Annotated in this window: 27 protein-coding genes; 8 read left to right on the top strand and 19 right to left on the bottom strand. The window is 72.4% G+C overall.

Translation table 11 applies throughout. The features are described 5' to 3' along the window. Window positions 1-156 precede the first annotated feature (156 nt). The gene (locus ACPPVO_RS10210) at window positions 157-1,008 is read left to right on the top strand and encodes a hypothetical protein (protein WP_426510973.1); all 852 of its coding nucleotides are present in this window, start codon (window positions 157-159) and stop codon (window positions 1,006-1,008) included. Here ACPPVO_RS10210 and ACPPVO_RS10205 read toward each other — a convergent pair. After that, window positions 995-1,507 (bottom strand): DUF3106 domain-containing protein, encoded by a 513-nt coding sequence (locus ACPPVO_RS10205; protein ID WP_426510972.1) that lies wholly within the window; start codon window positions 1,505-1,507, stop codon window positions 995-997. The genes ACPPVO_RS10210 and ACPPVO_RS10205 overlap by 14 nt on opposite strands. A gap of 125 nt (window positions 1,508-1,632) precedes the next feature. Continuing rightward, the gene (locus tag ACPPVO_RS10200; RefSeq protein ID WP_360382803.1) at window positions 1,633-3,231 is read right to left on the bottom strand and encodes an ABC-F family ATP-binding cassette domain-containing protein; all 1,599 of its coding nucleotides are present in this window, start codon (window positions 3,229-3,231) and stop codon (window positions 1,633-1,635) included. Window positions 3,232-3,418: 187 nt separating this feature from the next. Between ACPPVO_RS10200 and ypfJ the strand changes: the two genes are divergently transcribed. Both ypfJ and ACPPVO_RS10190 read left to right on the top strand, forming a co-directional pair. Next, window positions 3,419-4,360 carry a KPN_02809 family neutral zinc metallopeptidase gene (gene ypfJ, locus ACPPVO_RS10195; protein ID WP_426510971.1) on the top strand — a complete coding sequence of 314 codons (942 nt, stop codon included), beginning with the start codon at window positions 3,419-3,421 and terminating at the stop codon, window positions 4,358-4,360. Beyond that, window positions 4,357-5,022 (top strand): DNA alkylation repair protein, encoded by a 666-nt coding sequence (locus tag ACPPVO_RS10190; protein WP_426510970.1) that lies wholly within the window; start codon window positions 4,357-4,359, stop codon window positions 5,020-5,022. Before ypfJ ends, ACPPVO_RS10190 begins: the two co-directional genes overlap by 4 nt. Here the strand turns inward: ACPPVO_RS10190 and ACPPVO_RS10185 are convergent. The 9 genes from ACPPVO_RS10185 to ACPPVO_RS10145 all read right to left on the bottom strand — a co-directional run bounded on the left by ACPPVO_RS10185 (window position 5,006) and on the right by ACPPVO_RS10145 (window position 12,265). Further along, window positions 5,006-5,626 (bottom strand): LysE family transporter, encoded by a 621-nt coding sequence (locus tag ACPPVO_RS10185; protein WP_426510969.1) that lies wholly within the window; start codon window positions 5,624-5,626, stop codon window positions 5,006-5,008. The genes ACPPVO_RS10190 and ACPPVO_RS10185 overlap by 17 nt on opposite strands. Window positions 5,627-5,774: 148 nt before the next feature. Further along, on the bottom strand, window positions 5,775-6,185 hold the full coding sequence (locus tag ACPPVO_RS10180) for a metal-sulfur cluster assembly factor (protein ID WP_426510968.1): 411 nt from the start codon (window positions 6,183-6,185) through the stop codon (window positions 5,775-5,777). Then, complete coding sequence (gene sufU / locus ACPPVO_RS10175; RefSeq protein WP_360382797.1) at window positions 6,098-6,562, bottom strand: Fe-S cluster assembly sulfur transfer protein SufU; 465 nt, start codon at window positions 6,560-6,562, stop codon at window positions 6,098-6,100. The genes ACPPVO_RS10180 and sufU overlap by 88 nt, the downstream gene beginning before the upstream one ends. Further along, entirely contained in the window at window positions 6,562-7,809 is a 1,248-nt protein-coding gene (locus tag ACPPVO_RS10170; RefSeq protein ID WP_426510967.1) for a cysteine desulfurase, read from the bottom strand. Before ACPPVO_RS10170 ends, sufU begins: the two co-directional genes overlap by 1 nt. A gap of 9 nt (window positions 7,810-7,818) precedes the next feature. After that, complete coding sequence (gene sufC / locus ACPPVO_RS10165) at window positions 7,819-8,592, bottom strand: Fe-S cluster assembly ATPase SufC (RefSeq protein WP_426510966.1); 774 nt, start codon at window positions 8,590-8,592, stop codon at window positions 7,819-7,821. Beyond that, on the bottom strand, window positions 8,589-8,915 hold the full coding sequence (locus ACPPVO_RS10160; RefSeq protein WP_426510965.1) for a non-heme iron oxygenase ferredoxin subunit: 327 nt from the start codon (window positions 8,913-8,915) through the stop codon (window positions 8,589-8,591). Before ACPPVO_RS10160 ends, sufC begins: the two co-directional genes overlap by 4 nt. Window positions 8,916-8,997: 82 nt before the next feature. Next, the gene (gene sufD / locus ACPPVO_RS10155; protein ID WP_426510964.1) at window positions 8,998-10,137 is read right to left on the bottom strand and encodes a Fe-S cluster assembly protein SufD; all 1,140 of its coding nucleotides are present in this window, start codon (window positions 10,135-10,137) and stop codon (window positions 8,998-9,000) included. Further along, on the bottom strand, window positions 10,134-11,540 hold the full coding sequence (sufB, locus tag ACPPVO_RS10150; RefSeq protein WP_426510963.1) for a Fe-S cluster assembly protein SufB: 1,407 nt from the start codon (window positions 11,538-11,540) through the stop codon (window positions 10,134-10,136). Before sufB ends, sufD begins: the two co-directional genes overlap by 4 nt. Beyond that, on the bottom strand, window positions 11,537-12,265 hold the full coding sequence (locus ACPPVO_RS10145; protein ID WP_426514593.1) for a helix-turn-helix transcriptional regulator: 729 nt from the start codon (window positions 12,263-12,265) through the stop codon (window positions 11,537-11,539). The genes sufB and ACPPVO_RS10145 overlap by 4 nt, the downstream gene beginning before the upstream one ends. 212 nt (window positions 12,266-12,477) lie before the next feature. Between ACPPVO_RS10145 and ACPPVO_RS10140 the strand changes: the two genes are divergently transcribed. Further along, complete coding sequence (locus ACPPVO_RS10140; protein ID WP_426510962.1) at window positions 12,478-13,413, top strand: COX15/CtaA family protein; 936 nt, start codon at window positions 12,478-12,480, stop codon at window positions 13,411-13,413. Here the strand turns inward: ACPPVO_RS10140 and ACPPVO_RS10135 are convergent. The 3 genes from ACPPVO_RS10135 to ACPPVO_RS10125 all read right to left on the bottom strand — a co-directional run bounded on the left by ACPPVO_RS10135 (window position 13,377) and on the right by ACPPVO_RS10125 (window position 15,024). Beyond that, window positions 13,377-13,910, bottom strand: a complete 534-nt coding sequence (locus ACPPVO_RS10135) for a GNAT family N-acetyltransferase (RefSeq protein ID WP_426510960.1) — start codon at window positions 13,908-13,910, stop codon at window positions 13,377-13,379. The genes ACPPVO_RS10140 and ACPPVO_RS10135 overlap by 37 nt on opposite strands. After that, window positions 13,864-14,595: a DUF4184 family protein gene (locus ACPPVO_RS10130; protein ID WP_426510959.1), complete on the bottom strand. Its 732-nt coding sequence runs from the start codon at window positions 14,593-14,595 to the stop codon at window positions 13,864-13,866. Before ACPPVO_RS10130 ends, ACPPVO_RS10135 begins: the two co-directional genes overlap by 47 nt. 63 nt (window positions 14,596-14,658) lie before the next feature. Beyond that, on the bottom strand, window positions 14,659-15,024 hold the full coding sequence (locus tag ACPPVO_RS10125; protein ID WP_426510958.1) for a VOC family protein: 366 nt from the start codon (window positions 15,022-15,024) through the stop codon (window positions 14,659-14,661). 105 nt (window positions 15,025-15,129) lie between these two features. Here ACPPVO_RS10125 and ACPPVO_RS10120 point away from each other — a divergent pair, with 105 nt between their 5' ends. Beyond that, on the top strand, window positions 15,130-15,420 hold the full coding sequence (locus ACPPVO_RS10120) for a hypothetical protein (RefSeq protein WP_426510957.1): 291 nt from the start codon (window positions 15,130-15,132) through the stop codon (window positions 15,418-15,420). A gap of 41 nt (window positions 15,421-15,461) precedes the next feature. Here ACPPVO_RS10120 and ACPPVO_RS10115 read toward each other — a convergent pair whose 3' ends face one another. Next, the gene (locus ACPPVO_RS10115; protein WP_426510955.1) at window positions 15,462-16,883 is read right to left on the bottom strand and encodes a benzaldehyde dehydrogenase; all 1,422 of its coding nucleotides are present in this window, start codon (window positions 16,881-16,883) and stop codon (window positions 15,462-15,464) included. Window positions 16,884-17,016: 133 nt separating this feature from the next. Between ACPPVO_RS10115 and pcaB the strand changes: the two genes are divergently transcribed. From pcaB to ACPPVO_RS10100, 3 genes are read left to right on the top strand one after another with little or no spacing between them, the layout of a single operon-like run. Further along, window positions 17,017-18,165 (top strand): 3-carboxy-cis,cis-muconate cycloisomerase, encoded by a 1,149-nt coding sequence (gene pcaB / locus ACPPVO_RS10110; RefSeq protein ID WP_426510954.1) that lies wholly within the window; start codon window positions 17,017-17,019, stop codon window positions 18,163-18,165. Further along, window positions 18,162-18,836 carry a carboxymuconolactone decarboxylase family protein gene (locus tag ACPPVO_RS10105; RefSeq protein ID WP_426510953.1) on the top strand — a complete coding sequence of 225 codons (675 nt, stop codon included), beginning with the start codon at window positions 18,162-18,164 and terminating at the stop codon, window positions 18,834-18,836. The genes pcaB and ACPPVO_RS10105 overlap by 4 nt, the downstream gene beginning before the upstream one ends. After that, on the top strand, window positions 18,833-19,621 hold the full coding sequence (locus tag ACPPVO_RS10100; protein ID WP_426510952.1) for an IclR family transcriptional regulator: 789 nt from the start codon (window positions 18,833-18,835) through the stop codon (window positions 19,619-19,621). The genes ACPPVO_RS10105 and ACPPVO_RS10100 overlap by 4 nt, the downstream gene beginning before the upstream one ends. A gap of 14 nt (window positions 19,622-19,635) precedes the next feature. Here ACPPVO_RS10100 and ACPPVO_RS10095 read toward each other — a convergent pair whose 3' ends face one another. From ACPPVO_RS10095 to ACPPVO_RS10080, 4 genes are read right to left on the bottom strand one after another with little or no spacing between them, the layout of a single operon-like run. Further along, the gene (locus ACPPVO_RS10095; RefSeq protein ID WP_426510951.1) at window positions 19,636-20,397 is read right to left on the bottom strand and encodes an alpha/beta fold hydrolase; all 762 of its coding nucleotides are present in this window, start codon (window positions 20,395-20,397) and stop codon (window positions 19,636-19,638) included. A gap of 8 nt (window positions 20,398-20,405) precedes the next feature. Continuing rightward, window positions 20,406-20,831, bottom strand: a complete 426-nt coding sequence (locus ACPPVO_RS10090; protein WP_360382770.1) for an SRPBCC family protein — start codon at window positions 20,829-20,831, stop codon at window positions 20,406-20,408. After that, window positions 20,828-21,148 (bottom strand): ArsR/SmtB family transcription factor, encoded by a 321-nt coding sequence (locus tag ACPPVO_RS10085; protein ID WP_426510950.1) that lies wholly within the window; start codon window positions 21,146-21,148, stop codon window positions 20,828-20,830. Before ACPPVO_RS10085 ends, ACPPVO_RS10090 begins: the two co-directional genes overlap by 4 nt. Window positions 21,149-21,194: 46 nt before the next feature. After that, the gene (locus tag ACPPVO_RS10080) at window positions 21,195-21,917 is read right to left on the bottom strand and encodes a TIGR03089 family protein (protein ID WP_426510949.1); all 723 of its coding nucleotides are present in this window, start codon (window positions 21,915-21,917) and stop codon (window positions 21,195-21,197) included. Window positions 21,918-22,121: the final 204 nt, after the last annotated feature.

Genomic DNA, 22,121 nt, shown 5'->3' with positions numbered 1-22,121 from the left:
GATGGGTGGTCGGGCCTTACGAAAGCCTTGGGCTCGCCCGAGGAATATTTGGGCGACGTACGCCAGGTGGGTGACTCGCCACTGGAATACCTCAGACATTTCACGGCCGACGCCGCGTACCACTCGGTAGCTTCCCGGGGCCATCCTCCGGGCCCCGTGCTCTTTTTGTGGGCGCTGCAACGAATCGGCGTCGAGGACCACATTGTGCTCGGTTTCCTGATCACCGCCGTATCGGTGCTCACGATTCCCCTCGTGCTCGCCGCGGTGCGCGACTCGGTCGGCGAGAAGGCGGCCCGGCGGTACCTGCCGGTGCTGGTTCTCGCTCCTTACGCGATCTGGACCGCGGTCAGCCTCGACGGGCTCGTCGCCGTGCTGGGCGCGGCCGCGATCGTCTCCGGCCTGCGCGCGAGCCGGCGCCGGGTGCGCGGGTGGGCGGCCACGGGCTGGGCGGGGCTGGCCGGCCTGCTGGTCGGGGTGGCCGCGCTGTTCTCCTACTCCGCGCCGTGGCTCGGCCTCTCCTTGGTTTGTGTGTACTTCGCGCGCCGCCGCGCCTCGCTCAACGTCCTCAGCGGCGTGGGGGCGTTGCTGCCCGTCCTGGGCGCGAAGCTGCTCGGCTTCGGCTGGTCCGATGGTCTGGTGGCCGCGGAGACGGACTACGCGGCCCGCGTGGCGCCGTACCGCTCCGTGCTGTGGTGGAGCGCCATCAGCGTGGTCGTGGTGCTGCTGGCCGCCGGGCCGCCGCTGTACGCCAGCGCGCGCAAGCTCCGCAACACCGCCATGTGGCCGTTCCTCGTGGGCGCGGGCGCGGCCGTGCTGTTCTCGATCGCCGCGGGTCTGGCCCGGGGCGGGGTCGAGCACGCCTGGCTGCCGTTCTTCCCGTGGCTGACGGTGGCGGCGGTGGCCCCGGAGCGCCCCGGCGGCGAACCACCACCCGCGCCGCTGCTGCTGACCGGGATCGGGGCGCTCGTGGCGGTGATCGTCGAGGGAGTGCTCGTCACGCCCTGGTGACAACCGACTTATCGCCTGTCGGGGTATAAATCCGAAATGTCGCGGCGCGGAGCGCTCGACATTTCGTTCGCACGCGGGAGCGTCCAGCACTTCGTCGCAGGTTGGAGCGGCCCGAGCGTTGCGATGCAGGTAGGAGCGTCCAGCAATGCGAGGCACGTGGGAGCGCCGAGCGTTGCGATGCAGGTAGGAGCGTCCAGCAATGCGAGGCACGTGGGAGCGCCGAGCGTTGCGATGCAGGTAGGAGCGTCCAGCAGCGCGAGGCACGTGGGAGCGCCGAGCGTTGCGATGCAGGTAGGAGCGTCCAGCAGCGCGAGGCACGTAGGAGCGCCCAGCAATGCGAGGCGCGCAGGAGCGCCGAACGCTGCGTCGCACGCGGAAGCGCCCAGCAATGCGAGGCACGTGAGAGCGCCAGCGCCGCGTCGTCGCACGTGGGAGCACCCAGCAGCGCAGGGCACGTAGGAGCGCCGAGCGCTGCGTCGCACGTGGGAGCGTCCAGCACTTCGTCGCAGGTTGGAGCAGGTAGGAGCGCCCAGCAGCGCGAGGTACGTAGGAGTGCCGAGCACCGCGTCGCACACGGAAGCGTCCAAGCGTCACGACGCCCACGAGAGCGTCCGAGCGCCTACGTCAGGCGAGCTCGACCAGCTCCAGCAGATCGTCGCTCCACGCGTCCTCCACGCCGTCCGGCAGCAGGATCGCGCGGTCCGGCTTCAGGGCCTGCACGGCGCCCGGGTCGTGGGTCACCAGCACGATCGCGCCGGGGTACCGGGCGATCGCGTCCAGCACCTGCTCGCGGCTGATCGGGTCGAGGTTGTTCGTCGGCTCGTCCAGGAGCAGGACGTTGGCGCCGGAGCAGACCAGGGTCGCGAGCGCCAGGCGGGTCTTCTCGCCGCCCGACAGTACGCCCGCCGGCTTCTCCACGTCGTCGCCGGTGAACAGGAAGGCGCCGAGGATCTTGCGCAGCTCGGTGTCGTTCTGGTCCGGGGCGGCCGAGCGCATGATCTGCAGGATGGTGCGGTCGACCTCGAGCTGCTCGTGCTCCTGGGCGTAGTACCCGCGCTGGAGGCCGTGCCCGGGCATCACCTCGCCGGTGTCGGGGTCGAGCTCGCCCGCCAGCATGCGCAGCAGCGTGGTCTTGCCGGCGCCGTTGAGGCCGAGGATGGCCACGCGCGAGCCGCGGTCCACGGCGACGTTCACGTCCATGAAGATTTCGAGGGAGCCGTACGACTTCGACAGGCCGCGCGCGGTCAGCGGGGTCTTGCCGCAGGACTTGGGCTCGGGGAAGCGCACCTTCGCCACCTTGTCGGCGACGCGGGTCTCCTCCAGGCCGTCGAGCATGCGCTCGGCGCGGCGGGCCATGTTCTGGGCGGCGACGGTCTTGGTGGCCTTGGCGCGCATCTTGTCGGCCTGGGCCATCAGGGCGCCGGCCTTCTTCTCGGCGTTGGCGCGCTCGCGGCGGCGGCGCTTCTCGTCGGTCTCGCGCTGCTGCTGGTACAGCTTCCAGCCCACGTTGTAGAAGTCGATCGTGGCGCGGTTGGCGTCGAGGTACCACACCTTGTTGACGATCGCGTCGAGCAGGTCGACGTCGTGGGAGATGACCACCAGGCCGCCCTTGTGGCTCGACAGGAACCCGCGCAGCCAGGTGATGCTGTCGGCGTCGAGGTGGTTGGTGGGCTCGTCGAGCAGCAGGATGCCGCCGCCGGTGGCGCTCGCGTCGCGGAAGAGGATGCGGGCCAGCTCGATGCGGCGGCGCTGACCGCCGGACATGGTGCCGATGGTCTGGGCGAGCACGCGGTCGGGCAGTCCGAGATTGGCACAGATGCGGGCGGCCTCGGCCTCGGCCGCGTAGCCGCCGAGCCCGGCGAACTGGTCCTCCAGCTGGCCGTACCGCCGGATCAGCCGTTCGTCGTCGCCCAGACGCTCCTCGAGCGCCTTCATCTCGGCGTAGATGGTGTCCAGGCCGCGCGCGGAGAGGACCCGGTCGCGGGCCGTGACTTCGAGGTCGCCGGTGCGCGGGTCCTGCGGCAGGTAGCCGACCGGGCCGCGCCGGTCGACCTGGCCCGCGTGCGGGGTGCCCTCGCCCGCGAGGACCTTGAGGGTCGTGGTCTTGCCGGCGCCGTTGCGGCCCACGAGACCGATGCGGTCGCCGGGCTGGATGCGCAGGTTGATGTCGCTGAGCAGGATGCGCGCGCCCGCGCGCAGCTCAAGGCCGTTCGCCGTGATCACGGAAAGCTCTCTCTTCTGAAAAAAGGACAGACCCCGGGTGTCGTACCGGAGTCACTCCCTCTGCGTGATCACGCCAATAGTCTACCGTGCGACCCCGGCAGGCCCGCCACACGATTACGTCACACGGTCAACGGGTAACTTGCCGTTCGAGCAGACGCCGGTCGATACCCTACCCCCGAGGTGTGCGATGGAGTTCAACGACGACGCCGATCTTGACACCAGCCAGGTCAGCGACCTGCGCGGGTCGGGCGGCGGTGGAGGCGGAGGCGGTGGCCTCGGCGGCATCCCGATCCCGATCGGCGGCGGCCGCGGCGGCATCATCGTCACGGTGATCATCCTGGCCGTGGTGCTGTGCGGCGGCGGCGGCCTCTTCGGCAGCGGGCTGCTGGGCGGCGGCGGGGGCGGCGACAACGCCAAGCCCGACAACTCGGCCCTGAACACGCAGTGCGACAAGTCGAACAAGGACCGCTTCAAGAACGCCGACTGCCGCAACGTGCTGTACATCAACTCGGTCCAGGCCTACTGGAAGACCGAGATGCCGGCCGCGTTCGGCAAGCAGTACACGGTGGCGAAGACCAACTTCTTCAGCGGCTCCGTCAACACCGGGTGCGGCGCGGCCGACTCCGGCGTCGGGCCGTTCTACTGCCCGGCGGACAGCCAGGTGTACATCGATCTGACCTTCTACAACGAGCTGAACAGCCGCTTCGGGGCATCGGGCGAGTTCGCGGCGCCGTACGTGCTCGCGCACGAGTACGGCCACCACATCCAGAACCTGCTCGGCACCAACGCCAAGGCCGAGCAGGGCGGGCAGCAGGGGGCGAACTCTGCCTCCGTGCGCCTGGAGCTGCAGGCCGACTGCTACGCCGGCACCTGGGCGAACCACGCGACGGAGACCAAGGACCCGCAGGGCGACGCGCTGTTCAAGTCCATCACCGACCAGGACATCGCCGAGGCCGTGCAGACCGCCGAGGCGATCGGCGACGACACGATCCAGAAGAAGGCCGGCCAGAAGGTCAACCCGGACGGCTTCACCCACGGCACGTCGGCGCAGCGCAAGAAGTGGTTCCAGCAGGGCTTCAACACCGGCGACCCGCGCCAGTGCGACACGTTCAACACCAGCAACCTGTGATCCTGCAACGACTGGAGCACATCTTCGGCGCGGCCGCCGATCCCGGGCAGGCCGCGCCGATGCGCGCCTACATGCGGAACCGCTTCGAGTTCCTCGGCATCACCAGCGTGCCGCGCCGCGAGCTGACCCTGGACGTGCTGCGCGGCACGCCCCGCCCCGGCGAGCCCGACCTGCTCGCCACCGCGCGGGCGTGCTGGGCGCTGCCGGAGCGGGAGTACCAGTACTTCGCCTGCGACTACCTGCGCAAGCACGCCGCGGTGCTCACGCCGGCCGCGGTACCGGTGCTGCGCGAGCTCATCACCACCAAGTCCTGGTGGGACACCGTCGACACCCTGGCGGCGAACGTGTGCGGCCCGCTGGTGGCCGCGCACCCGGCGCTCGTGTCCACCATGGACACGTGGACGGCCCCGGGGACGGACCTGTGGCTGGTACGCACCGCGCTCCTGCACCAGCTGCGGTACCGCGACCGGACCGACCGCGCGCGGCTGTTCGACTACTGCGAGCGCTGGTCGCACGAGCGGGACTGCTTCATCCGCAAGGGGATCGGCTGGGCGCTGCGCGAGTACGCCAAGAGCGACCCGGCCGGGGTGCGCGAGTTCGTGACCGCGCACCCCGGCCTGTCGCCGCTGTCGGTTCGCGAGGCGCTCAAGAACCTGGGATGACGAGCATCACGGCGAGCACCGCGATGACCGCGCTGGAGCTCAGCGCCGTCCACAGCCGCCCCCGGGCGCCCGTCAGCACCCGCCCGAGCAGCGATCCACCGGCCGCCAGGAACAGCTGCCAGCTCGCCGACGCCACGAACGCGGCGACGACCCACAGCGCCTCGGCCCCCGCGGAGAGCCCGTCGTCGGCCCGCCGCCCGAGCACGAGCGATCCGAAGTAGACGATCGTCGCGGGGTTGAGCAGCGTGAGGCCGAGCAGCGTCAGATAGGCCCGCCGCCCGTCGGTCGGCCGGGCCACGGCGGCCTCGTGGCGGTGCCGGAGCGCGTCCCGGGCGGTCTTGCCGGCCAGCGCGAGCAGTACCGCGAACGCCACCCAGCGCAGCACCCCGGAGATCGGCGCGATGAGCCCGGCGAGCGCGGCCCCGCCCAGGACGGCGATGACCGCGTAGAGCCCGTCGGCGGTGGCGACGCCCAGCGCCGCGGCCGCGCCGACCCGCCACGAGTGCCGTGAGGCGAGCGAGACGATGAGGGCCCCGATGGCCCCGACGGGGACGGCGACGCCGTACCCGGCCAGGAGGCCGCTGAGGACGACCTCGGCGCTCACGAGAGCGGCTTGCGGCTCGCCTCCGTCAGGGCGCCGGCCTGCTGTCGCTTCGACCCCTCGCCGACGGCAAGGGACCATACGAACGACGGGAAAGGGCCTCGGCTCATGCGGGGATCATGCCGCCCGCGAGGCCCGTCCGCCAGCGATTTCAGACGTTGAAGCCGAGGGCCCGCAGCTGGTCGCGGCCCTCGTCGCTGATCTTGTCCGGGCCCCACGGCGGCAGCCACACCCAGTTGATGCGGATGTCGGAGACCAGGCCGCCGCCCGGGCCGGTGCACAGGGCCTGGCGCGTCTGGTCCTCGATCACGTCGGTCAGCGGGCAGGCGGCGGACGTCAGGGTCATGTCCAGCGTCGCGATGTTCTCCTCGTCGACGTGGATGCCGTACACGAGGCCGAGGTCAACGACGTTGATGCCCAGCTCCGGGTCGACGACGTCCTTCATCGCCTCTTCGATGTCGGCCAGCACGGCGGTCATGAGTTCTCCTTGGACACTTCGGGTGAAGAGGCGGAGGCCCGGGACAGCGCGTCCTTGAAGGCCATCCAGGGCAGCAGCGCGCATTTCACGCGCGCCGGGTACTTGGCGACGCCCGCGAAGGCGACCGCGTCCTCCAGCAGCTCCTCGTCCGGCTCGACCTGACCGCGGCCGCCCATGAGCTCGGCGAACGCCTCGTGCCGGCGCAGGGAGTCGGTGACCGTCGCACCCTTGAGCAGGTCGTACAGCACGCTCGCCGAGGCCTGGCTGATCGAGCAGCCCATGCCCTCGTAGGAGACGTCGGAGACGCTGCCGGCCTTGAGCGACACGCGCAGGGTCACCTCGTCGCCGCAGGTCGGGTTGACGTGGTGGGCCTCGGCGTCGAAGGGGTCGCGCAGGCCCCGGCCGTGCGGGCGCTTGTAGTGATCCAGGATGATCTCCTGGTACAACTGGTCGATCTGCATCAGGCGAAGACCTTCCGGACCCGCTCGACCCCGCGGACCAGGGCGTCGATCTCGTCGTGGGTCGTGTAGAGGTAGAACGACGCGCGGGTCGTGGCCGGGACGCCGAAGCGCACGCAGGTGGGGCGCGCGCAGTGGTGGCCGACCCGGACCTGCACGCCCTCGTCGTCGAGGATCTGGCCCACGTCGTGCGGGTGGACGTCGTCGACCGTGAACGAGATCGTGGCGCCGCGGTCCACAGTGGACGTCGGTCCGATGATGCGGATGTACGGCAGCGAGCCGAGCGCGTCGAGGGCGTACGCGGTCAGGGACTTCTCGTGCTCGACCACGTTGTCCATGCCGACGCCGCTGAGGTAGTCGACCGCGGCGCCGAGGCCGACGGCCTGGGCGATCGGCGGGGTGCCGGCCTCGAACCGGGCCGGCGGCGGCATGAACGTGGTGCCGGTCATCGACACGGTCTCGATCATCGAGCCGCCGCCGAGGAACGGGGGCATCGCGTCGAGCAGCTCGTAGCGGCCCCACAGCGCGCCGATGCCGGTCGGGCCGAGCATCTTGTGGCCGGTGAAGGCGACGAAGTCGGCGCCGAGCGCGGCGACGTCGACCGGCACGTGCGGCACGGACTGGGAGCCGTCGAGCAGCACGAGCGCGCCGGCCGCGTGGGCCTTGGCGACGAGCAGCTCGACCGGGTTGATGGTGCCCAGGATGTTCGAGTAGTGCACGACCGCCAGGAGCTTGGTGCGCGGCGTGATGAGCTCGTCGATGTCCGACAGGTCGAGGCGGCCCTCGTCGGTGAGCCCGAACCAGCGCAGGGTCGCGCCGGTGCGCCGCGCGAGCAGCTGCCACGGCACGATGTTGGAGTGGTGCTCCATCTCGGTCACGACGATCTCGTCGCCGGGGCCGAGCCGGAAGCGCGGGTCGTCCGCGTCCGCGGTGAAGGCGTGCGCGACCAGGTTGATGGCCTCGGTCGAGTTCTTCGTGAACACGATCTCGGTCGGCGACGGGGCCCCGATGAAGGCCGCGATCCGCTCGCGGGCCCCCTCGTAGGCCGCCGTCGACTCGGTGCCCAGCGTGTGCACGGAGCGCGCCACGTTGGCGTTGTGCCGCTCGTAGTGCTCGCGGATCGCGTCGATCACCTGGCGCGGCTTCTGCGAGGTGTTGCCCGAGTCGAGGTACACCAGCGGCTTGCCGTTGATCGTCCGGTCGAGGATCGGGAAGTCCTTGCGAAGCGAATCGACATCGAGGGCCGTCATCAAAACCCCTTAGAGAGAAGCCGGGCCCGCGCCGGCGAGGTGGCGCTCGTACCCGCTGTTCTCCAGCTGGTCCGCAAGCTCCGGGCCGCCCGCTTCGACGATCCGGCCACCGACGAACACGTGCACGAAGTCCGGCTTGATGTACCGCAGGATGCGCGTGTAGTGCGTGATGAGCAGCAGGCCGGTCGAGCCCTGCTCGCGCACCCGGTTGACGCCCTCGCTGACGACCCGCAGCGCGTCGATGTCGAGGCCGGAGTCGGTCTCGTCGAGCACCGCGATCTTCGGCTTGAGCAGCTCGAGCTGCATGATCTCGTGGCGCTTCTTCTCGCCGCCGGAGAAGCCCTCGTTCACGTTGCGCTGGGCGAAGGCCGGGTCCATCTGCAGCTTCTCCATGGCCCCGCGCAGCTCGCCGGCCCAGGTGCGCAGCTTCGGCGCCTCGCCGTCGATGGCGGTCTTGGCGGTGCGCAGGAAGTTGGCCACCGAGACGCCGGGGACCTCCACCGGGTACTGCATGGCGAGGAACAGCCCGGCGCGGGCCCGCTCGTCGACGGTCATCGCGAGCACGTCCTGGCCGTCGAGGGTCACCGTGCCGCCGGTGACCTCGTAGCGCGGGTGGCCGGCGATCGAGTACGCCAGCGTGGACTTGCCGGAGCCGTTGGGTCCCATGATGGCGTGGGTCTCCCCCGCCCGGACGGTCAGGTCGACGCCGGCGAGGATCGGCTTGAGCTCACCGTCGGGCAGCTTGACCGAGACCTGCAGGTTGCTGATCGAAAGCTCGCTCACTTGATTACTCCGTTGCTCGGGTTCGGGTCGATGTAGACGTCGCCGTCGCGAACCTCGACCGGGTAGACCGGGACCGGCTCGGTGGCGGGCAGCCCGCTCGGGGCGCCGGTGCGCAGGTCGAAGCGCGAGCCGTGCAGCCAGCACTCCAGGGTGCAGCCATCGACCTCGCCCTCGCTCAGCGCGACCGACGCGTGCGAGCATTCGTCGTAGGCGGCGTAGAAGTTGTCGTCGTCGGCGTGCACGAGCGCGATCTCGATCCCCTCGACCGTGACCTGCACAACCTCGCCCTTGGCCACATCGGTGGCCGCGCACACACGGATCACGCCGTCACCTCCGCAGGCTCCGGCGCCGCCGCGACCAAACTGAGCCCATGGTGAGCGGCCCCTGCGCTTCGCTCCGGACCGCTCACGCGTCAGCTTCTTCCAGCCGGGCGTCGATCGCCGCGCCCAGCCGGTCGCGGAGCTCCTCGACCGGGATCTTGGCCAGCAGCTCGTGGAAGAAGCCGCGCACGACCAGCTTGCGGGCCTGCTCGTCCGGGATGCCGCGGGACATGAGGTAGAACAGCTGCTCGTCGTCGAAGCGGCCGGTGGCGCTCGCGTGCCCGGCCCCCGCGACCTCGCCGGTCTCGATCTCCAGGTTAGGCACCGAGTCGGCCCGGGCGCCGTCGCTCAGCACGAGGTTCCGATTGATCTCGTACGTGTCCGTGCCCGTCGCCTCCGCGCGGATGAGCACGTCGCCGACCCACACCGTGTGCGCGCCGTCGCCCTGCAGCGCGCCGCGGTAGGCGACGTAGCTGCGGCAGTCCGGCACCGAGTGGTCGACGAGGAGCCGGTGCTCGAAGTGCTGGCCGGCGTCGGCGAAGTACAGGCCGAACGCGTCGATCTCCCCGCCGCGGCCGGCGTAGTCGACGCTGGTGTACTGCCGGACCAGGTCGCCGCCGAGGGTCACCTGCACGTGCGTGACCCTGGCGTCGCGGCCGATGCGGAAGCGCACGTGCTGCGCCTGCACCGCGTCGGCGGCCCAGTCGGTCACGGTGACGAGGGTGAGCTTGGCGCCGTCGGCGACGAGCACCTCGACGTTGTCGGCGAGCGTGACCGTGCCGGTCTGCTCGAGCACGACGACGGCCTCGGCGAACCGGCCCACCTCGACCACGGTGTGGCCGAACGCGAGATCGGACGTCCCGCCGACCAGACGTACAACCGCGGGCGCTTCCAAAACGGCGTCGGGAGCCACCGCGATCAGCAGTGCCTCGGCCGCACTGCCGGCGGCCAGGGCGCTGATCCGGTCGAACGGGGTCAGCGCCGAGCCGACCCGCGGGTCGGCTCGGTCCACTGTGGACACCGTGGCGCCGGACGGCAGCTCGGCCACCTCGACCTTCGGCGCGGTCGCGCCCGGGCCGGTGGCGGTGTCGAGGCCGCGCAGGCGCTTGAGCGGCGTGAAGCGCCACTCCTCCTCGCGGCCGTTGAGCGCCGGGAAGTCGTTGACGTCGAACGAGCGGACCTGTTGGGCACGAGTCTTCGGGGGAACCAGGGCGGGGGCGCTCATCCGACCGCGCCCTCCATCTGCAGCTCGATGAGCCGGTTGAGCTCCAACGCGTACTCCATGGGCAGTTCCTTGGCGATCGGCTCGATGAAGCCGCGCACGATCATCGCCATGGCCTCGTCCTCGGTGAGGCCGCGCGACATGAGGTAGAAGAGCTGGTCGTCGCTGATCTTCGACACCGTCGCCTCGTGCCCCATGGAGACGTCGTCCTCGCGGATGTCGACGTAGGGGTACGTGTCCGAGCGGGAGATCGTGTCGACGAGCAGGGCGTCGCACTTGACCGTCGACCTCGAGTGGTGCGAGCCCTCCAGGACCTGCACCAGGCCGCGGTACGACGTCCGGCCGCCCGCGCGGGCGATCGACTTCGACACGATGGTCGAGGATGTGTGCGGCGCCGCGTGCACCATCTTCGCGCCGGCGTCCTGGTGCTGGCCCTCGCCGGCCATCGCGACGCTGAGGACCTCGCCCTTGGCGTGCTCGCCGGTCATGTACACGGACGGGTACTTCATCGTCACCTTGGAGCCGAGGTTGCCGTCGATCCACTCCATGGTGGCGCCCTCGTGGCAGACCGCCCGCTTGGTGACGAGGTTGTAGACGTTCGTCGACCAGTTCTGGATCGTGGTGTACCGGCAGCGCGCGTTCTTCTTCACGACGATCTCGACGACCGCGGAGTGCAGCGAGTCCGACGAGTAGATCGGCGCGGTACAGCCCTCGACGTAGTGCACGTAGGCGCCCTCGTCGACGATGATCAGGGTCCGCTCGAACTGGCCCATGTTCTCGGTGTTGATCCGGAAGTACGCCTGCAGCGGGATCTCCACGTGCACGCCCTTCGGCACGTAGATGAAGCTGCCGCCGGACCAGACCGAGGTGTTGAGCGCGGCGAACTTGTTGTCCCCGACCGGGATGACGGTGCCGAAGTACTCCTTGAAGAGCTCCTCGTGCTCCTTGAGCGCCGTGTCGGTGTCGAGGAAGACGACGCCCTGCTCCTCGAGGTCCTCACGGATCTTGTGGTAGACGACCTCGGACTCGTACTGCGCCGCGACGCCCGCGATCAGCCGCTGCTTCTCGGCCTCGGGGATGCCCAGCCGGTCGTACGTGTTCTTGATGTCGTCGGGCAGCTCGTCCCAGCTCGCCGCCTGCTTCTCGGTCGAGCGCACGAAGTACTTGATGTTGTCGAAGTCGATGTGCGACAGGTCCGCGCCCCACGCCGGCATCGGCTTGCGGTCGAACAGGCGCAAGCCCTTCAGGCGCAGGTCGAGCATCCACTGCGGCTCGGATTTCTTCGCCGAGATGTCGCGCACGACCTCCTCGTTCAAGCCGCGGCGGGCCGAGGACCCGGCGGTGTCGGAGTCGGCCCAGCCGTACTCGTACCGGCCGAGGCCGGCAAGCTGATCGGCAGTCGTCATCTCACGATCCTTTGCCTATCGGGACGGGCACCGGGCTGAACCCGGGCCGGTATGTGGGTGGTGCAGACGCCGTCGCCGTTGGCGATGGTGGCGAGCCGTTGGACGTGCGTGCCGACGAGGCGCGAGATCACCTGGGTCTCGGCCTCGCACAGCTGGGAGAATTCCGCGGCGACGTGGGCCACCGGGCAGTGGTGCTGACACAGCTGCCCGCCGGTGGCGATCGTCGTCGCGCCGGCAGCGTAACCCTCCGCGGTCAGGGCGCTCGCGAGGGCCTCGGCCCGCGCGAGCGGGTCGTTGCCCGCCTCGGCCATGGCCGTCCGGCACCGCTCCTCGAGCCCCGCGACCTGCGCGGCGGCGAAAGCGGCGACCTCGACCGGCCCGCCGTGCTCGGCGATCCACCGCAGCGCGGCCGTGGCCAGCCCGTCGTACGTGTGCGGCAGCGTCTCGCGAGCGGCCGCGGTGAGCGTGAACACGCGCGCGGGCCGGCCCCGCCCGCGCGGGCCGCGCTCGGGCCGCTCACGGCACTCGACCAGCCCTTCGGCGTGCATGGCGTCGAGGTGACGGCGCACGCCGGCGGGGCTCAGCCCGAGGGCCAGCCCTAGCTCGGTCGCGGTCGCGGTCCCCTCCTGCAGCAGAAGCTCGGTGAGGCGATCACGGGTCCGCACATCAAGTGCTTCGCCGTTTTTCACAACACCAACGTTACGTAAATCGGAGGACCACGGCAAACCACCGCTCGGGTGATCCACCGCACGGAAGGTAACCCTAAGCTGAGTTTCGCGGTCGTTTCACTCCCTCCCCAGCCGGGGGCTCCGCCCACCCGCACCCCCTGCCACACTCCGGTCACCGTCCGCGACGGGGAGCCGGACTCGTCGTGCGCGGCGCCTTCGCCAACCGCACCAGCTCCGGCGCGATATGTAGCCTCGCGTAGTATCGCCGCGTGAGCTGGGTGAAGGAGTGGCTGGACCGGCCGACGACGCTGCGGCGGGCGGCCCTCGCCTTGCTCGTGGCGAACATCGGCATCGTGTGCACGGGCGGGCTCGTGCGCCTCACGGGGTCCGGGCTGGGCTGCCCCACGTGGCCCCAGTGCACCGACGACTCGTACGTGACCACGCGCGAGATGGGGTACCACGGCGTCATCGAGTTCGGTAACCGCACGCTCACGGGCGTCCTCAGCGTGTTCGCCCTCGTGGCGATCGCGGCCGCCTGGCGGCAGCGGGCGCGCTCGCGGAAGGCGCTGCGCGGGGCCGTCTGGGTGCTCGCCGGCATCGCCGCGCAGGGCGTGCTCGGGGGCATCACCGTGCGGATGACGCTCAACCCGTGGACCGTCGCGGTGCACTTCCTGGCCTCGATCGCGCTCATCGCGCTGGTCTTCGCGCTGTGGGACCGCACCCGCGGAGAGCTACCGCGCTGGACGGCGCCGCGGGCCATGCGGACCGCCGGGGTCTTCGTGACGGTGGTCTCCGCGGTGGTACTCGTCCTGGGCACGCTCGTCACGGGCAGCGGGCCGCACTCGGGGGACACCAAGGCCACGCGCACCGGCTTCGACCCGGAGGCCGTGTCGCAGCTGCACACCGACGCCGTGATGGTGCTCGTCGGGCTCTCGGTGGCGATGTGGTTCGGGCTGCGCGCGCTCGGGGCGCCGCTGCGGGTCACCCGGGCCGCGGCGATCCTCGTGGCCGTGGAGCTGGCCCAGGGCGTGGTCGGCTTCGTGCAGTACTTCACCGGCCTCCCCTGGCAGGTCGTCATCCTGCACATGCTGGGCGCCTGCCTGGTCTGGACGGCGACGCTCAACCTCCTGGCCCGGGTCACGGCCCGGCCCGGCGCGGCGGAAGAGGTTCAGGACCGCGACCACTCGCTGGCCAGCACGGCGTAGCGCGCGTCGTCGGTCCACTCGCCCTTCCACCACTGGCTCTGGACCTCCAGCCCCTCGCGGCGGAAGCCGAGCCGCTCCAGCAGCCGCGCCGAGCGCTCGTTGCGCGCGTCGACCGAGGCGTGCACCCGGTGCAGCCCCTCCTCGGCGAGCAGGTGCCCGACGACGCGCCCGACGGCCTCGGCGGCGTACCCGCGGCCCTGGTACGCCGGGGCCAGCGTGAACCCGATCTCGGCCTGGCGGCCCTCGTCGTGCCGGTTCACGCCGACGTCGCCGATCAGCGCGCCGCCGTCGGTGAGCTCCAGCGCGTACTGGAACCAGCCCTCGGCCCGCGGATCGCGCCCCTCCAGCCCCGCCACGACCCTGAGCGCCGACTCCATCGGGAAGGGGGCGTCCCAGCCCTGGTACCGCGCCACCTCGGGGTCCGACCGGTAGGCGGACAGCACGGGGGCGTCAGCGACGCGGAACGGCCGCAGCGAGAGGCGCTCGGTCAGCAACATCAGCCGACTGTACGGCCAGAGCCCCGGCCAGCAGCGCCAGCGCCCCGGCGACCATGAGCCGCACGAAGAACACGTGCAGGTGCCCGGCGTAGTACTGCCGATCGCCCAGCGCCCACGTGAGCGCGAAGCCCGTGGCCAGCACGGCGAGCGTCACGCCCCAGAAGCGCGCCGGGCGCACCGGTGTTTCGGGGGGCGCCCCGTGCCACTCGCGGAGCTTGCGGCGCATCCCGACGTACACCACGAACACCGGCAGCAGGAAGCACGCCGCGGTGTCGCTGGCCTCGCGGATCGGCCACCACGCGGCGACCGGGCCGGGGTGCGTCACCAGGTCCCACAGCAGGTGGCTGACCGCGCCCAGCAGCGCCGAGGACGCCGCGATCCACCACCGGTGCCGCACCTGGCCCAGCACGCCGTAGTCGCGCAGGCCGAACCACGGCGGGAGGTGTGCGGCCACGGCCGGCGCGCCCCAGCGGCACAGCTGGGCGACCACGAGCGCGCACGGCAGGCTCCACCACAGCAGCGCCGGGATCGTGTGGCTGGGGATGCGGATGCCGGGGCCGTCGAGGGCGTACGCGAAGTCCGGCGCGCACGCCCCGGTCGCGAGGGCGACCCCGTCGAACCAGCGGGGCCGCCAGAGCTTCAGCGGCAGTACGGCGAGCGGATGCGTCGGCAGCGTCGAAGGCACGGCCCGATGCTGCCCCGGGAAGGCGGCTCCAGCGGCCGCCTCCACGGGATCATCACCGGACCCTCACCTGCCCGCCCGGGTCACACAGAACTCGTTCCCCTCCGGGTCGCCCAGCACGGCCCAGCCGTCGTCCGGGCCGTTGCGGTGGTCGGCGAGCAGGGTGGCGCCCAGGCCGAGCAGCCGGTCCACCTCCTCGTCGCGGGAACGGTCGCCGGGCTGGAGGCACACATGCACCCGGTTCTTGATCGTCTTGGTCTCCGGGACGCCCTGGAAGTACAGCCGCGGGCCGCCCGGCGGCTCGATGACGACCTCCGCGTCGCCCGGCCCGCACTCGGGGTGCACCGGGTGCCCGACGACGCCGCTCCAGAACTGCGCGAGCGCGAAAGGATCACCGGCGTCGAACGACACATTGCGGATGAACGCGACCATCGGCCCTACCCATCATTGCCAGGTTGTAAATTCATCTGCACTTTCTATGGTGCCGGACGGCCGATGTGCAAGTCTCTTACAATGGGGCAAACGGAACCGCTCATCATGCAGATCTACTGCCGCCTGGAGGTTGCGGTCACCGATCCGGAGACCGTTGCGAAGCTGGCCGGCCTGCAGCTGCGAGAGGCTGACATCGACTGGTCACGGCGGGAGGAGGACCTCGAAGAGGCGGTCCACCAGCTCGAGTCCGATCTCACACAAGCATTGGCGTGTGTGATTGAACACGATCGCATGATCGAACATCTGCCGGGCGTCGAACCGCGGGGCGGCCTGGCGTTCACGACATTCGGCAAGCCCGATGACCGATTTCGGCCCGGGTTCACCGACTTCCTCTGACCGGCCACGGCGCCGGCCCGCGGGGCCGGCGCCGTCCGCGGTCAGAACGGATATTCGGGGATCGAACCGCGCATGGTGATCCAGCGCAGATCCGTATACGCGTCGATGTTTCCGGAGCCGCCGGCGCGCGCCCCCGTGCCGGAGTCCCGGACCCCGCCGAACGGGGCCACCGCCTCGTCGTTCACGGTCTGGTCGTTGATGTGCACGATCCCGGTCGGGATCCGCTCGGCCAGCGCCAGCCCCCGCATCGCGTCGCCGGTGAGGATGCCCAGCGACAACCCCAGCTCCGAGCCCGCGGCCAGGGCGACCGCCTCGTCCTCGGTCGCGAACCGCACGACCGGCGCGACCGGGCCGAAGATCTCGTTCGCGTACGCCGGCGTGTCCGGGCCCACGCCGTCGAGCACGGTCGGGCGGTAGAACAGCCGGTCGAAGCGCCCGCCGGCGGCCAGCCGGGCCCCGCCGTCGACGCTCGCGGTGACCAGTGCGTGCACCTTGTCGCGCTGCCCCGCGTCGATGAGCGGGCCGAGCGCGACCGGCTCGGTGTGCGGGTCGCCGACGGGCAGGGCCTCGGCGTGGGCGGCGAGGCGCTCGACGTACTCGTCGGCGATCGACTCGTGCACCAGGTGCCGCCCGGTGGTCATGCAGATCTGGCCGGAGTGCAGGTAGGCGCCCCAGGCCCCGGCGGAGACGGCGCGGTCCAGGTCGGCGTCGGGCAGCACGATGAGCGCCGAGTTTCCGCCCAGCTCCAGGTGGACCCGCTTGAGGTGCCGCCCGGCCACCTCGGCGACCTTGCGCCCGGCCGCCGTCGAGCCGGTGAAGGCCACGACCCGCACCAGCGGCTCCTCGACCAGCGCCGCGCCGACCGCGGCGTCGCCCGGCAGCACGTGCAGCAGGCCCTCGGGCAGCCCGGCCTCGCGCAGGAGCGCCGCGATCGCGAACCCGCCGCCGACCGCGGTGCGCGGGTCGGGCTTGAGCACGACGGCGTTGCCGACGGCGAGCGCGGGCGCCACCGCGCGGATGGCCAGGACCAGCGGGAAGTTGAACGGCGCGATCACCCCGACCACCCCGACCGGCGAGCGGCGGGCCAGGCTCAGCCGGGGCAGGGCGCCGGGCAGGATGTCGCCGAGCGGGCGGGAGGCCAGGGCGGCGGCCTCGTAGCACTCCTGGGCCGCGACGTGCGTCTCCACGCCGGCCTTGGGCGGGATCGAGCCGGCCTCGCGGACCAGCCACTCCTGCACCTCCGCGGCCCGCGACTCGAACAGCGCGCCCGCGCGGCGCAGCACCCCGGCCCGCTCCTCGAACGGGGTCGCGGCCCAGGCCCGCTGCGCCTCGGCCGCGACCGCCGCGGCCGCGCCCACGTCGCCGGGTGCGGCCAGCCCGACGGTGCCGAGCACGGCGCCGGTCGCGGGCTCGATCACGTCCCTAGTCCCGGCCCCGAGCGGCTTCTCGACCAGAAAACTCATCTCGCACCTCCGCGTTCGTATAGCGCACAATTGTTCGGCGGTGCCCGGGCGCCCGCAAGGCTCGGCAACGTGGCCGGTCGCCACCGGGCGGCTCGGTAGCATTACGTGCCGCTCTACTCACAGCAGGGAACGTATGGAACCGACTTCGAACCTGTTCGGCGAGGTACTGGCCCGTGGCGAAGTTGCCGCGGCGGTCGGCGACGACGCGTGGCTGACCGCGATGCTGCAGGTCGAGGCCGCGCTGGCCGAGGTGCAGGCGTTCACCGGGCTGCTGGACCAGTCCGCCGCCGACGCGATCGGCGCCGCCTGCGCCCGCCCCGAGGCCTTCGACGTCGTGGCGATCGGGCGGGCGGCGGCCGAGAGCGGCAATCCGGTGGTACCGCTGGTGCAGGCCCTGCGCCGCGCCGTGCCCGAGCACGCCGAGGCGGTGCACCGGGGCGCGACGAGCCAGGACGTCATCGACACGGCGGGCATGCTGGTCGCCGCCCGGGCGCTGCGCCCGCTCCTGGCCGACCTGCGCGCCGCCGCCGACCTCACCGCCCGGCTGGCCCGCGAGCACCGCGACACGCCCATGATCGGCCGTACCCTCCTGCGCCAGGCCGTCCCGACCACCTTCGGCCTCAAGGCGGCCGGCTGGCTGACCGGCCTCGACGCCGCCCGCCGCCGCCTCGACCAGGTGCGGGCGGAGCGGCTGGCGGTGCAGTTCGGCGGGGCCGCGGGCACCCTCGCCCCCTTCGGCGACGCCGGCCCCGAACTGCTGGAGGGACTGGCCTCGGTGCTCGGCCTCACCGAGCCCGCGCTGCCCTGGCACACCGAGCGCACCCGCATCGCCGAGCTGGCCGGCGCCCTGGGCGGCGCGGCCGGGGCGGTGGCCAAGGTGGCCCGCGACATCACCCTGCTGTCCCAGAACGAGGTCGACGAGGTCTCCGACTCCTCCCCCGGCGGCTCCTCGACCATGGCGCACAAGCGGAACCCGATCGCCGCCGTGTGCGCGTTCGGCTGCGCCGCGTCCGCGCCCGGCCTCGTCGCCAACCTGCTCGCCGCGATGCCCCACGAGCACGAGCGCGCGGCAGGCGCCTGGCACGCGGAGTGGCGGCCCCTGCGCGAGCTGCTGGTCACGACCGGCTCGGCCGCGTCGTGGCTGCGGGCGGCGCTGGAGCGGCTACTGGTGCACCCCGACGTGATGCGGGACAACCTGCAGCGCAGCGGCCTCACGGGCGACCTGGGCGGCACCGGGCCCCTGGTCGACCGGGCCCTGGACGCCTTCGGAACGAAGCGGTGACCGGCCCCGGCCGTGAACCCGCCCCGCACGAGCCCGGAGGACCGGACGGGTCGGCCGCCCCGCACGAGCCGGGAAGACCGGACCGGCCGGCCGCCCCGCACGAGCCGGGAAGACCGGACCGGCCGGCCGCCCCGCACGGGCCCGGACGACCGGACCGGTCGCCCGGGTCGCTCCGCGAACGGGGCGCGGCCGTGCGCCGCGAGGTGCTCGGGCCGATGGCCGACCGGCCGCCGTCCGCGTTCGGCGAGCCGTTCCGGGAGTGGGTGCTCGAGGCGGCCTGGGGCGGCGTGTGGGACCGGCCCGGGCTGGACCGGCGCACCCGCAGCTGCATCACGCTCGCCGCGCTCACCGCGCTGCACTGCGAGGACGAGCTGGCGATGCACATCGAGGCGGCGCTGCGCAACGGCGTGACCCGCGACGAGATCGCCGAGATCCTGCTGCACACCGCCGTGTACGCGGGCGCGCCGGCCGGCAACGCGGCCTTCGCGACGGCCACCCGGGTGCTGGCCGCCCTGGACGAGGCCGCCGGAGATGAAGCGGCCGGGAACAAGGCGGCCGGAGATGAGGCGACCGGCGGTAAGGCGGTCGGGGATGAGGCGACCGGCGGTAAGGCGGCCGGGGACAAGGCGACCGGCGGAGGAGCGGCCGGGGACGAGGCGGCCGGTTCGTGAGCGATCCGCGGAGCGCCGACTTCGTGCAGTCGCTCGAGCGCGGGCTCGCCGTCATCCGGGCCTTCGACGCCACCCGCCCCGAGCTCACCCTCAGCGAGGTCGCCGCGCTCACCGACATGACCCGCGCCGCCGCGCGCCGGTTCCTGCTCACCCTGGCCGAGCTCGGCTACGTACGCAGCGACGGCCGGCAGTTCTCGCTCACGCCGCGGGTGCTCGAGCTCGGGTACGCGTACCTCTCCGGCCTCTCCCTGCCCGCCATCGCCGAGCCGCATCTGGAGGCGCTCGTCGCCCAGGTGAACGAGTCCTCGTCGGTGTCGGTGCTCGACGGCGGCGACATCGTGTACGTCGCGCGGGTGCCCACCTCGCGCATCATGACCGTGATGATCTCGGTGGGGACGCGCTTCCCGGCGTACGCCACGTCGATGGGCCGCGTCCTGCTCGCCGGGCTGGGGCCGGCGGAGCTGGAGCGGTACCTGGCGGGCGTCGAGCCGGCGGCGCTCACCCCGCGCACGGTGACCGGCCCGGAAGCGCTGCGGGCCGAGATCGGACGCGCCCGGGAGCAGGGCTGGGCACTGGTCGACCAGGAGCTCGAGGAGGGCCTGCGCTCGGTCGCGGCGCCGATCCGCGACCGCGCCGGGCAGGTCATCGCGGCCGTGAACCTGTCGACCGCGGCGAGCCGGCGCACCGCCGGCGAGGTCCGCCGCGACCTCGTCCCCCCGCTGCTGGAGACCGCGGCCCGGATCGAGGCCGACCTGCCGCACGGCGCGGCCAGACGGCTCCCCTGACGCGCCGATCCGGCTCAGCGCAGCAGCTTGACCAGCAGCGGCGCCAGGGCCGCCGGGTCCACGCCGTGGGTCTGGTCCTCCAGGACCTCGAACCGCGCGCCCGGGATCGCCGCCGCCGTCGCCCGCGCCGCATCCTGCAGGAACGCGGGGCTCGCCCCGCCGGCCAGCAGGGTCGTGGGCACGGCGACCGCCGCCGCCACCTCGGGCGGCAGGTGCCCGGGCGCGAGCACGGCGTCGTCGTAGGCGAGGGTCGGCGCGATGCCCTCCAGCACCGCGAACCCGGGCGAGGCCCGGAACCCGGCGATCGCCTCCGGCGGCATTCCGACCCGGCGCTGGAACAGCTCGACGGCGTCGCCGTGGCGGCCCGCGGCGAGCAGCTCGTGCAGCTGAGACGTGTAGGCGGGGTCGGGCCCGACGTACGGCGGCTCGTAGACGGCCAGCGCCTCGATCCCGGAGCCGAGCGCGGCGGCGGCGAGGCCGATCGCCCCGCCCGAGGACATGGTGTACACGCCGGCCGAGCCGCCCGCGGCCGCGATGACCGCCTGGAGGTCCTCGGTCTCGCGCGGCGCGGCGTAGGGCGGGACGGAGCCGCTCTCGCCGCGGCCGCGCCGGTCGTAGCAGTACACCGTGAAATGCTCCTGGAGCAGGGCCGCGAGGGGGCGCATCGGGCCGAAGGCGCGGAAGCAGCAGGCGCCGTCGACCAGCACCAGGGCCGGGCCGGAGCCGGTGGCCTCGTAGCCGATCGGCGTGCCGTCGGCGGACGTGACGGTGGGCATGGAACCTCCTACAGGGTCGCCAGGTAGGCGTCGAAGCGGTCGAGGCTGGTGTTGAAGCCGGCCCGCGCCTGCGCGCTCAGGTAGGCCTCGGGGACGTTTGTCTGGTGGGTGGTCACCTCGGTGCGCCCGTCGCCGAGGTCGGCGAAGGTGATCTCGGTGCGCATCCCGCCCTCGACGTCGGGCTCGATCCAGACGAGCCGGTGCGGGCGGTCGATCTCGGCGTAGCGGGCCCGCATGGTGTACGCCGAGCCGTCCCCGCCCACCATGGTCGTCTCGAACCGGCCGCCGGGCCGCAGCTCGACGACGATCCCGTCCAGCGGCGTGGTGGTGCCGGTCGGGCCCCAGAAGTGCGTGAGGTGCTCGGGCCGGGTCATGCAGTCGAACAGCCGCTCCGGCGAGGCGCGGTGGACCCGGCTGAACGTCAGGTCGCTCACAGCTGCTCCAGGTAGGACGCGAGGCGGTCGTGGCGGTCCGCCCACAGGGCCCGGTGCCGCTCGATCCAGCCGGCCGCCTCGGCCAGGCGCTCGCCCTCCAGCGCGCAGGGGCGGGCCTGGGCGCTGCGGGTGCGCGAGATGAGCCGGGCCTTCTCCAGCACCTTGAGGTGCTTCGAGACGGCCTGCTGGGTCATCGCGAAGGGTTCGGCCAGCTGGTGGACCGTCGCCTCGCCCTCGGCCAGCCGCGCCAGGATGGCGCGGCGCGTCGGGTCGGCCAGCGCCGCGAAGACGAGGCTCAGCTCGTCGGTGACAACCATGCCCCGACGGTACCGACAACCGAGTGTTTTAACAACCAGAAGGTTGTCATTGCAGCTTGTGGGTCACCCGCTCGGACTCGGCCAGGGCGGCGAGCGCCTCCGGGCCGGCGTTGGCCGCGACCACCACCGACGCGCCCGCGGACAGCGGGGCGAGCAGCCACTTCAGCGGGTGCTCGTGCACGGCCGCGTCGACGAGCAGCCGGTCCCCCGGCCGCAGCCCGATCTGCCCGGCGATCTCGCCGGCGATCGCGCCCCACGCGCCGTAGCTGGTGCCGTCCGGCGTGGCGGCGTCGCCGGCCCGGGTGCGCGCGGGTGGGGGCAAGTGCGGCGAGAACTCGTCGAGGGCGGCCTCGAGGTCGCGGTACCCCTCCGGCGCCTCCTCGGCGAACACGGAGAACCGCTGCTTGGCGTCGGGCACGTGCTCCAGCCACGAGCCGATCCGGTCGCCGGCCACGAACAGCACGTCGTAGGGCGTGTCGGCGCCCGGCTCGAGCACCTGCAGCCCCGCGGTCGCCTTGCCCTGCAGCGACAGTTGCAGCCCGGCGGACCAGGCGCCCATGAGCACCGCGGCGGTGAGCCAGTGCGGCGGGAGCATGACCGCGGCCCGCCCGCCCTCGGCGATCCCGCAGCCCTCGCGCAGCAGCCCGGCGACCTGGGCCGCGCAGCCGCCCAGCTCGGTCGCGCTCAGCGCCGTGTGCTCGCCGGTGGCGGCGTCGTGGTACGTCAGCAGGGTTGGCTCGGTCAGCTCGGGTGCGCGGTGGTTGCCCATGCCCTACAGCATGACTGTCGCGTTGCTGCGGGCCACCTCCGGCTCCGAGGGGGGCAGCGACTCGTACTTCTTTGAGCACGGCGTGGACGACGAAGCCGTACGGCACCTGGGAGCTCAGCCCGGTGACGGTCGCGCTGACGCGATGGCAACCGGCCCGCCGGCCACGGGCCCATGTAGAGGTCCTGGGACACGGCGGCGAGCCGG

It is taken from the genome of Dactylosporangium sp. McL0621 (assembly GCF_049995355.1).
Classification (GTDB): Bacteria; Actinomycetota; Actinomycetes; order Mycobacteriales; family Micromonosporaceae; genus Dactylosporangium.
Note: the sequence above shows the minus strand (reverse complement) of the source record. Positions and strands in the feature narration are given on the sequence as shown.

What these genes read in the sequence shown, in the direction of transcription:
- ypfJ (WP_426510971.1), top strand. Translation starts at nt 3,419, where the DNA reads ATGGAGTTCAACGACGACGCCGATCTTGACACCAGCCAGGTCAGCGAC.
- ACPPVO_RS10180 (WP_426510968.1), bottom strand. Translation starts at nt 6,185, where the DNA reads ATGCGCGCTGCTGCCCTGGATGGCCTTCAAGGACGCGCTGTCCCGGGC.
- sufU (WP_360382797.1), bottom strand. Translation starts at nt 6,562, where the DNA reads ATGCAGATCGACCAGTTGTACCAGGAGATCATCCTGGATCACTACAAG.
- ACPPVO_RS10170 (WP_426510967.1), bottom strand. Translation starts at nt 7,809, where the DNA reads ATGACGGCCCTCGATGTCGATTCGCTTCGCAAGGACTTCCCGATCCTC.
- sufD (WP_426510964.1), bottom strand. Translation starts at nt 10,137, where the DNA reads ATGAGCGCCCCCGCCCTGGTTCCCCCGAAGACTCGTGCCCAACAGGTC.
- sufB (WP_426510963.1), bottom strand. Translation starts at nt 11,540, where the DNA reads ATGACGACTGCCGATCAGCTTGCCGGCCTCGGCCGGTACGAGTACGGC.
- ACPPVO_RS10135 (WP_426510960.1), bottom strand. Translation starts at nt 13,910, where the DNA reads ATGTTGCTGACCGAGCGCCTCTCGCTGCGGCCGTTCCGCGTCGCTGAC.
- ACPPVO_RS10125 (WP_426510958.1), bottom strand. Translation starts at nt 15,024, where the DNA reads ATGGTCGCGTTCATCCGCAATGTGTCGTTCGACGCCGGTGATCCTTTC.
- ACPPVO_RS10120 (WP_426510957.1), top strand. Translation starts at nt 15,130, where the DNA reads ATGCAGATCTACTGCCGCCTGGAGGTTGCGGTCACCGATCCGGAGACC.
- ACPPVO_RS10115 (WP_426510955.1), bottom strand. Translation starts at nt 16,883, where the DNA reads ATGAGTTTTCTGGTCGAGAAGCCGCTCGGGGCCGGGACTAGGGACGTG.
- pcaB (WP_426510954.1), top strand. Translation starts at nt 17,017, where the DNA reads ATGGAACCGACTTCGAACCTGTTCGGCGAGGTACTGGCCCGTGGCGAA.
- ACPPVO_RS10095 (WP_426510951.1), bottom strand. Translation starts at nt 20,397, where the DNA reads ATGCCCACCGTCACGTCCGCCGACGGCACGCCGATCGGCTACGAGGCC.
- ACPPVO_RS10085 (WP_426510950.1), bottom strand. Translation starts at nt 21,148, where the DNA reads ATGGTTGTCACCGACGAGCTGAGCCTCGTCTTCGCGGCGCTGGCCGAC.
- ACPPVO_RS10080 (WP_426510949.1), bottom strand. Translation starts at nt 21,917, where the DNA reads ATGGGCAACCACCGCGCACCCGAGCTGACCGAGCCAACCCTGCTGACG.